9 protein-coding genes are annotated in these 8914 nt (G+C 52.6%); all 9 read left to right on the forward strand.

The annotated features are described in order from the left end of the window. The first annotated feature begins 115 nt into the window (after positions 1-115). Positions 116-1681: an anthranilate synthase component I family protein gene (locus tag TJ79_RS25040; protein WP_155988033.1), complete on the forward strand. Its 1566-nt coding sequence runs from the start codon at positions 116-118 to the stop codon at positions 1679-1681. Positions 1682-1710: 29 nt separating this feature from the next. Then, on the forward strand, positions 1711-2292 hold the full coding sequence (gene pabA, locus TJ79_RS25045; RefSeq protein WP_040953071.1) for an aminodeoxychorismate/anthranilate synthase component II: 582 nt from the start codon (positions 1711-1713) through the stop codon (positions 2290-2292). Positions 2293-2294: 2 nt separating this feature from the next. Continuing rightward, positions 2295-3173 (forward strand): aminodeoxychorismate lyase, encoded by an 879-nt coding sequence (pabC, locus tag TJ79_RS25050; RefSeq protein WP_040953072.1) that lies wholly within the window; start codon positions 2295-2297, stop codon positions 3171-3173. An 18-nt stretch (positions 3174-3191) separates the two neighbouring features. Further along, complete coding sequence (folP, locus tag TJ79_RS25055; protein ID WP_040953073.1) at positions 3192-4040, forward strand: dihydropteroate synthase; 849 nt, start codon at positions 3192-3194, stop codon at positions 4038-4040. A 12-nt stretch (positions 4041-4052) separates the two neighbouring features. Continuing rightward, positions 4053-4895, forward strand: a complete 843-nt coding sequence (folK, locus tag TJ79_RS28595; protein WP_040953074.1) for a 2-amino-4-hydroxy-6-hydroxymethyldihydropteridine diphosphokinase — start codon at positions 4053-4055, stop codon at positions 4893-4895. Next, the gene (locus tag TJ79_RS25065) at positions 4883-5113 is read left to right on the forward strand and encodes a helix-turn-helix domain-containing protein (protein WP_040953075.1); all 231 of its coding nucleotides are present in this window, start codon (positions 4883-4885) and stop codon (positions 5111-5113) included. The genes folK and TJ79_RS25065 overlap by 13 nt, the downstream gene beginning before the upstream one ends. Continuing rightward, complete coding sequence (gene dusB, locus TJ79_RS25070) at positions 5107-6159, forward strand: tRNA dihydrouridine synthase DusB (RefSeq protein ID WP_052340006.1); 1053 nt, start codon at positions 5107-5109, stop codon at positions 6157-6159. The genes TJ79_RS25065 and dusB overlap by 7 nt, the downstream gene beginning before the upstream one ends. Positions 6160-6451: 292 nt before the next feature. Continuing rightward, positions 6452-6928 (forward strand): transcription elongation factor GreA, encoded by a 477-nt coding sequence (gene greA, locus TJ79_RS25075; RefSeq protein ID WP_040953076.1) that lies wholly within the window; start codon positions 6452-6454, stop codon positions 6926-6928. A gap of 217 nt (positions 6929-7145) precedes the next feature. Then, positions 7146-8639 (forward strand): lysine--tRNA ligase, encoded by a 1494-nt coding sequence (gene lysS / locus TJ79_RS25080; RefSeq protein WP_040953077.1) that lies wholly within the window; start codon positions 7146-7148, stop codon positions 8637-8639. The last annotated feature ends 275 nt before the right edge of the window (positions 8640-8914 follow it).

Below are 8914 nucleotides of genomic sequence, written 5' to 3' on the forward strand. Positions count from 1 at the left end.
GGTACGACTCAAGCCCCTCGGGAGGTCTTTTTCATACAAAAGGAAATGGTTGGTGACAACGTTGCAGTTGACGAGTTGGGGAGAATGGGTGGAATGGGCCTGTGCAGGTTGGACGATGCTCCCTTACGTGCAAGGTTATGATCTGAAGGAAGGCGAAACACTTCCGACGGAATGGTCTGGCTTGTGGAGGATCGCCGGGAATGACGAGGCTTTCGTTTGGGAAAGTGGCAAGGACGGCCGATATACGTTTTTCGGCTTCTCTCCCGCTTCCGTCATACAAGGCAAAGGCAATCATGCGGTCATTCGGGAAAAAGGAATGCGTCTAAAACGGGAAGGGAAGCCTCTCGACGTGGTACGGGAGTGGATGGCGCCGTACCGCTCACCGCAAGTGGACGGGCTGCCCAAATGGCTAGGGGGCTGCGCCGGATTTTTCGGTTACGATCTGGTTCGTTCCTTGGAACGGTTGCCGATGCTGGCGGCGGAGGATGGGGACTTTGCCGGTTTTCCCGATTATGCATTCATGCGCATCGAACGGCTGTGGATCATCGATCACCGGGAAAGTCGCCTCTTTTGCGCCGTTCATCAATCGGTCCCCCGTAGCGCCTCGGAGAACCCGGGAGCTTCCTCCGCATCGACTACAGATGAAGCTCAACTTTCTCACTTATTTGCGGAATCCAGGGCGGCTGCCGATGAAATGAAGCGTTTATGGGATGAGATCATAGCCGCGGGTCGCGAGCCATCCGCTATGGCGCGATACCGCAGCCGGCAAAAAGCAGTGCGTTCCGGCGAGCCTCCAGGCGAATCTTTACCCTTATCCCGAGTCAAACGCGCATTCGATGAACCGGGCTTCGTTTCGGCTGTTCGCCGCATCCAAGATTACATCCGCGCGGGCGACGTCTTCCAAGTGAATTTGTCCGTCCGTCAAACCTTCCAATTGCACTCTTCCCCTGAAGCCGTCTATGAATGGTTACGGGTTGTTAATCCGTCTCCCTATATGGGAATGCTCCGCTTTCCGGATTATCAACTGGTCAGTGCTTCGCCGGAGCTTTTGGTACAGAAGGAAGGGGCGCGGCTGCGCACCCGGCCTATTGCCGGAACTCGCCGCCGCGGGTTAACGCCGGAGGATGACGGGAGGCTCGCCACAGAATTGGCCGAAAGCGAAAAAGAACGGGCCGAGCATATCATGCTGGTTGACCTGGAACGAAACGATTTGGGGAAAATTTGCGAATATGGCACCGTCAAAGTGGACGAGCTCATGGCCATCGAGCGGTATTCCCACGTCATGCACCTCGTATCCGAGGTGAGTGGAACGCTTGCGGCGGGAAAAGATGCCTTTGACGTCATAGCGGCGGTTTTTCCGGGCGGGACGATAACGGGGGCGCCGAAAGTCCGCACCATGGAAATCATCGAGGAACTGGAGCCTGTCCGCCGCGGCCCCTATACGGGCTCGATGGGTTGGATTGACTATAACGGCAATATGGAATTAAATATAGTCATACGCACACTGGCTGTTGCCGGCGGGAACGGCCACCTCCAGGCAGGGGCGGGAATCGTTATCGATTCCGTGCCGGAACGGGAGTACCGGGAGTCCATCAGTAAAGCCAAAGCTGTATGGCAGGCAGTCCAGTGGAGCGAAAGCGAGATCGATGACGGTACCGAATGCAACTCGGAAACGCCGTAAATGGAATGTAAGAGAAAGGGGCGGCTCACATGATTTTGGTTATCGACAACTATGATTCATTCACATACAATCTGGTGCAATACTTAGGAGAATTGGGTGCCGAGGTTATCGTCCGCCGCAATGACGAAGTGGATCTGGCAGGGATTGAAGCGCTTCGTCCCGACCACCTTCTGATCTCTCCAGGGCCTTGCACTCCCAATGAGGCGGGAATCAGTCTCGCGGCCATCGGCCATTTTGTAGGGAAGCTTCCGATATTGGGGGTCTGTCTCGGCCATCAAGCCATCGGCCAAATCTTCGGCGGCGACGTGGTACGGGCGGATCGGCTGATGCACGGCAAAACCTCGCCAATCCATCATGACGGCAAAACGCTGTTCACCGGATTGGACAATCCGTTTACGGCGACCCGCTATCACTCCCTTATCGTTAAAAAAGAAACGCTGCCCGCCGATCTGGAGATTAGCGCCTGGACGGAAGAGGGAGAAATCATGGGCTTGCGCCATAAAACCTATCAAGTGGAAGGCGTTCAGTTCCATCCGGAATCGATCATTACGGAAAGCGGCAAGACCATTCTGCGCAATTTCCTGGCGCTTAAGGAAAAGGCGCAAGTTTAACGATGATCATCTATCTAAATGGAGCCTTCGTATCGGAGGATCAAGCCGTGGTTTCGGTATACGATCACGGCTATCTCTATGGGATCGGATTGTTCGAAACGTTCCGGTCCTACGGCGGCAAAGCCTTTTTGCTCAGGGAGCATTTGGACCGCCTGCTTCAGGGCTGCCGTTCGCTCGGTATCGTCTATGAGCCGGATGAGAAGGAAATCGACAGCATTGTCCTCCGGCTGCTGGAGGTAAACCATCTGGAAGACGGCTATTTTCGCTTGTCCGTTTCGGCAGGCCGGGAAGAGCTGGGGTTGACCGTAAAGCCTTATGAGTCCCCGCAGATCGTCTTGTATGTGAAGCCCCTTCCCCCGTCTGCGGCGAGAGGCCGTCCGTTGCAGTTGCTCCAACTCAGGAGGAACACGCCGGAAGGAACCGTACGGGAGAAATCCTTTCACTACATGAATAATATACTGGCTAAAAGAGAGCTGGTCCGCTACCCTTGGGCTGCCGCCGCTTCGGCGGAGGGTATGCTGCTGAATGGCGACGGGTATTTGGCGGAGGGGATCGTTAGTAATCTTTTCTTTGTAAAAGACGGTGTCATGCATACACCTGCGGTGGGTACCGGCATTTTGCCTGGAATCACCCGTGCCTATATAATGAAGCTGGTTTCCGATGAAGGATGGCTGTGCCGGGAAGGCTACTATACATGGGAAAATCTATGGCAGGCGGACGAGGCGTTTTTTACCAGCTCCATTCAGGAGATCGTTCCCGTTACCCGGCTTTTTGACCTGGACGGCACGGTTCGGGATCTATGTCCCGACGGGCTCCCCACATCTTATACCAAACGTCTGCAAGACCGGTATTGGATCGGGACCTCAAAGCATCAGGTTTAGGAAAGGAAGGTTCGGAGCATGATGAAAAATGCGGCAGGGAACTCCTTGCAATTCGGAGAGTTTCGCCTAGATATAAGTGCAAGAACACAAATCATGGGTATTTTAAACGTGACGCCGGATTCCTTTTCCGATGGCGGCCGGTTTTTGCAGGTAGAGGCAGCTGTCGAGCGGGCCTTTGCCATGGCGGCGGAAGGTGCCGATATCATCGATGTAGGGGGCGAGTCCACCCGGCCCGGCCATGCACAAGTGGAGGCTGAGGAGGAGCTGGCGCGCATTTTGCCGGTGATCGAGGCCTTGAGCCGGGCAGGTTTGAGCAAGCCAATCTCTGTCGACACGTATAAAGCGGAGGTGGCGCGGCTAGCGCTTTCCGCCGGGGCACATATTATCAACGACATTTGGGGCGGTAAAAAGGATCCGGATATGCTGAACGTAGCGGCGGAGTACGGTTGCCCGATTATTTTGATGCATAATCGAATGGATATGAATTACGGTGATTTTCTCGAAGATGTTGTCAGAGATCTTTTGGAAAGCGTGGAGTTAGCGCGGCAAGCGGGCGTCCGGGAGGAGCAGATCATCCTCGACCCCGGCATCGGTTTCGCCAAAACCCATGAGATGAACCTGGCGATGATGGCGAACCTGGACCGGATCACCGGACTCGGTTACCCCGTCTTGCTGGCTGCTTCGCGGAAAAGCACCCTGCGCTGGGTTCTCGATTTACCTGCCGATGATATCGTGGAAGGAACTTTGGCCACGACGGTGATGGGCATCATGCAAGGAGCCGGCATCGTCCGCGTTCATGATATAACGGCAAATAAACGGGCCGCACAAATGGCCGATGCGGTTAAACGCTACCGTAGCGGCAATTGAGGAGTGGGAACAATGGACAAAATCGTGATGTCGGCCATGGCCTTTTTTGGATATCATGGAGTCTTTCCGGAAGAAAATAAATTGGGTCAGCGTTACATTGTCGATGCTGAACTTGTCTTACCATTATCAAACGCAGGCAGGAACGATGACCTGGCAGAGACGATCAATTACGCGGAAGCCTATGAGCTCATTAAAGGAATTGTCGAAGGCCCTCCCTTTAAGCTGATTGAGGCTCTGGCTGAAAAGCTGGCTGATGCGCTACTTGAGCGCTATCCGGAATTGAGCGAAGTCGCCATTCGGGTGACGAAACCGAATCCTCCTTTTGCCATCTATTTTGCAGGGGTTACGGTCGAGATCAAACGGAGGCGTCCGGTCGAAGCGTGCATTTCCCTCGGTTCCAATCTGGGTGATCGGATGGATTATTTGGAGCGGGCGATTCGCCTCCTGGATCAACATCCGAATGTTTCGGTTCTCCGCCGTTCAGCGGTTTATGAAACCGACCCGGTCGGCTACACGGACCAGGGGCCGTTTTTGAATATGGCCGTGGCTGTTAAAACGGATCTTACAGCCGAAGAGCTTCTTGCATTTATGCTGGAAACGGAACAGGTTCTAGGTCGAGTTCGGGAGATTCGCTTTGGTCCGCGCACCCTTGATTTGGACTTGATTTTGTACGGAAAAGAGATCAAGGGGACTCCCCAATTGACAGTCCCTCATCCTCGTATGGGCGAGCGGGCGTTTGTGCTCATCCCTCTGGCGGAAATCGTGGCAGATGATGCCGTGCCGGGAATCGATTCGCTTGCGGAGCGTTTGAAACATTTGGAGGGAAAGGACGGTGTGCGCATATGGATCGCATAGGCATTTCACACCGGGTTCGGGCGTTTCGCAAACTGAAGGGCTTGACCCAGACGGATCTAGCTGACAAAATGGGCGTATCGGTATCGGTGATTGGTGCGGTGGAAAGAGCCGCTCGCAAGCCTGATGCCGCGCTTATTCGGCGGATCGCTGAAGTCTTGCATGTCGGAGAAGAGGAGATCTTGCTTTCTTCCCGTCAGGAAAGGAGAATGGAGTGCTAAAAATCGGAAACGTAGTCGCCCCGAACAACGTGGTTCTTGCACCTATGGCCGGCGTCTGCAATCCCGCCTTCCGGCTGATTGCGAAGGAGTTCGGCACAGGCTTGGTCTGTGCGGAAATGGTTAGCGATAAAGCCATCGTACACGGCAACAAGCGGACGATGGAGATGTTATATGTGGATGAGCGGGAAAAACCCCTCAGCCTGCAAATATTCGGAGGGGACACGGAATCGTTGGTCGAAGCGGCCAAAGTGGTCGATCAGGAGACAAACGCCGATATCATCGATATCAACATGGGCTGTCCTGTCCCCAAAATCACGAAATCCGACGCTGGAGCCCGCTGGCTCCTGGTTCCGGACAAAATCGAAGAGATGGTCTCTACCGTTGTTGCCGCCGTATCCAAACCGGTTACGGTAAAGATGCGCATTGGTTGGGATGATGACCATATCTATGCACTGCGCAACGCCAAAGCGGTAGAAAATGGCGGAGGCGCAGCTGTTTCCGTTCACGGGCGCACCCGCGTGCAAATGTATAGCGGAACAGCTAACTGGGATATCATTAAAGAAGTCAAACAGAGCGTGTCCATTCCGGTTATCGGCAATGGCGACGTGTTTACTCCCGAGGATGCCAAACGAATGCTGGACACGACCGGGGTGGATGGCGTCATGATCGGCCGGGGTGCCCTGGGCAACCCGTGGATGCTGTACAGGACGGTAGAGTATTTGACCAAAGGCGTCCTGCCTGCCGAGCCGGCACCGGAAGAAAAGATCCGTATCGCGATTTTGCATATGGACCGATTGATCTCCTTGAAGGGAGAACTGGTTGCGGTCAAGGAAATGCGCAAGCATTTAGCTTGGTACTTGAAGGGGCTGCCGGGGGCGGCACGGGTGAAAGACGTGATCATGGAGATGACCAGCCGTGATTTGCTGGTTGATACCTTGGAAGAGTTCGTCATAAAACTCAACTCAGATGACATGCCGGACAGCCTGTCTGACCGTGATGCCGAATTGGCGGATTACCCTTCCGATGAGGCTTGCTCCGTACAATAAAAGACCAGTGTCTGCAACCTTTTCCTTGGATTTCCAGATGATTGACAATTCATTAACCTTGCAATATAATCAGGCAATAAACAGAGCCGTGCTGCTTGTACAGCACGGATTTGTCTGATTAGCCTTCAAACCGGAACGATAAATCGACCATCCTTTGGAGTACGGAAGCCGAAGGCTGCTGGCCGCAAGTCATCAAGTACGGCCGCTTTTCATAGAGTAAAGGGTAAGCCGCTGGCGTCGTCAACCGTCTGCGGCGCATTTCGTTAAATTACACGACGGGAGACTTGAAGGAATGAGTGAGAAAGAAGTTATCCTAACCCCAGAAGGGTTAAAGAAACTGGAGGAAGAGCTGGAGAACCTCAAATCCGTGAAGCGGCGCGAAGTAGCAGAGCGCATCAAAATTGCAATCGGTTACGGGGATATCAGCGAAAACTCCGAATATGAAGATGCTAAGAACGAGCAAGCCTTTATTGAAGGCCGCATCATCACCCTGGAGAAAATGCTGCGGAATGCCCGCATCATCAACAATGATGAAGTCGACATCAATACGGTGAGCGTAGGGTCCATCGTCACGTTAAAGGACCTTGAGTTCGGGGATTTCGTTGAATATAATATCGTAGGCACAGCTGAATCCGATCCGTTTCAAAACAAGATCTCGAATGAAAGCCCGGTAGGCAAGGCGATTCTGGGCAAGACAAAAGGCTCTAACGTGGAAGTCAGCGTTCCAGCAGGTATTATTCAATACCAAATTATCGATATTAAGAAGTAAGAAGATAAACGGATCAACGACTTTCCATCTGGTTTTGTGAAAAAGCTTCCGTGGGAAGCTTTTTCCCTTTACTTTATAGGAAATAATAAGCTTGGCACTATAAAAAGCCTTGTTCGACTAAGCTAAACGTCGCTCGTTCTAAAAGAATGGCATCATTCGTTTATCCTGGTCAGATAGGTGAAGGAAATGCAGATATGTATAAATGGGGGACAGCGTCATGAGTGAGGAATTGGAATTAAACGAGCTGCTGGTGATTCGCCGCAACAAACTGGACGAGCTGAGGGCTCTCGGAATCGATCCTTTTGGCCGTAAATTTGATCGGAACGCTAGTGCAAAGGAGATCTTGAGCACCTATGGCGACAAGACCCATGACGAGCTGGAGGAAGCGGCTATTCCGGTAAACATCGCCGGCCGCATCATGCAGAAACGGAGCATGGGGAAGGCGTCTTTTGCCCATATCCAGGACCTTAGCGGTAAAATTCAAATTTACGTCCGCAAGGACTCCGTGCCGGAGAACGAATATGCAGCCTTCGATCTCTTGGACATCGGCGACATCATCGGCGTCGAGGGTACCGTCTTCAAGACGAAAACCGGCGAAACCACAGTCAAAGCCAATTCGGTCGTGGTATTGACGAAATCGCTGTACCCGCTTCCGGATAAATTCCATGGACTTAAAGATATCGAGATGCGCTATCGCCAACGCTACGTGGATTTGATCATGAGCGAAGACGTGAAGACGACTTTTATTTTGCGTTCGCGGATCATTCAATCCATGCGCCGTTATCTGGATAACGCAGGCTATCTCGAGGTGGAAACCCCGACCCTTCACGCCATTGCCGGCGGCGCTGCGGCAAGGCCTTTTATCACCAAACACAACACTCTCGACATGCAGCTTTACATGCGGATCGCCATCGAGCTGCATTTGAAGCGGCTTATTGTCGGCGGGCTGGAAAAAGTATATGAAATCGGACGGGTATATCGGAACGAAGGCGTTTCGACGCGCCATAATCCGGAATTTACGATGATCGAGCTGTATGAGGCCTATGCCGATTACAAAGACATCATGCAGTTGACGGAGAATCTGGTCGTCCATATCGCCAAGGACGTATTGGGCTCTGCCGTTATCAACTACCAAGGAACCGAAATCGACTTGGGCAAACCATGGCGCAGGGTTTCCATGGTGGATGCCATCAAGGAAGTAAAAGGCATTGATTTCAGCGTCCAAATGTCGGATGAAGAAGCCATTCGTCTTGCAAAAGAACATCATGTTCCGGTAGAACCGGGCATGGGCTTTGGCCATATCGTCAACCAGTTTTTCGAAGCCTTCGTTGAGGAAACGCTGATTGAGCCGACTTTCATCACCGGCCATCCAGTGGCGATTTCTCCTCTTGCCAAGAAAAATGCCGACGATCCACGCTTTACGGACCGTTTCGAGCTGTTTATCGTTGCTCGCGAGCATGCTAATGCCTTTACTGAGCTGAACGATCCCATCGATCAACGGGAGCGGTTCGAAGCTCAGCTGAAAGAACGGGAAATGGGCAACGATGAAGCTCATGAAATGGATGATGACTTTGTTCGTGCTTTGGAATACGGCATGCCGCCTACAGGGGGACTCGGAATCGGTGTTGACCGTCTGGTCATGCTGCTGACCAATTCACCTTCGATCCGCGATGTGCTGCTGTTCCCGCTGATGCGGGATCGTCAAGAGTAATTATTAGTTGAACCGAGTGCGCAGTCTTTGAAGATCATGTTTATGGTCTTCAGGGCTGCGCTTTTTTGTTACGATGGTGGCTCCAGTTTGGGCGGAATAGAAATTACTGTTGCCAACGAAGTGGCGGCTGTGGTACAGTATCACTTGCTGCTTCGGATTGAAACAAAGATCATGAGCAGCTGGAAAAAAATACAGGTTGCAAACCCTTTGCCACCTGTGATATATTAATCAAGTCGCCGCTGAAACATGGCGCAAACGACAAAGATTAACTCGGT

Origin of the sequence: Gorillibacterium massiliense (genome assembly GCF_000455485.1) — a bacterium.
In the GTDB taxonomy this organism is placed as follows: Bacteria; Bacillota; Bacilli; order Paenibacillales; family NBRC-103111; genus Gorillibacterium; species Gorillibacterium massiliense.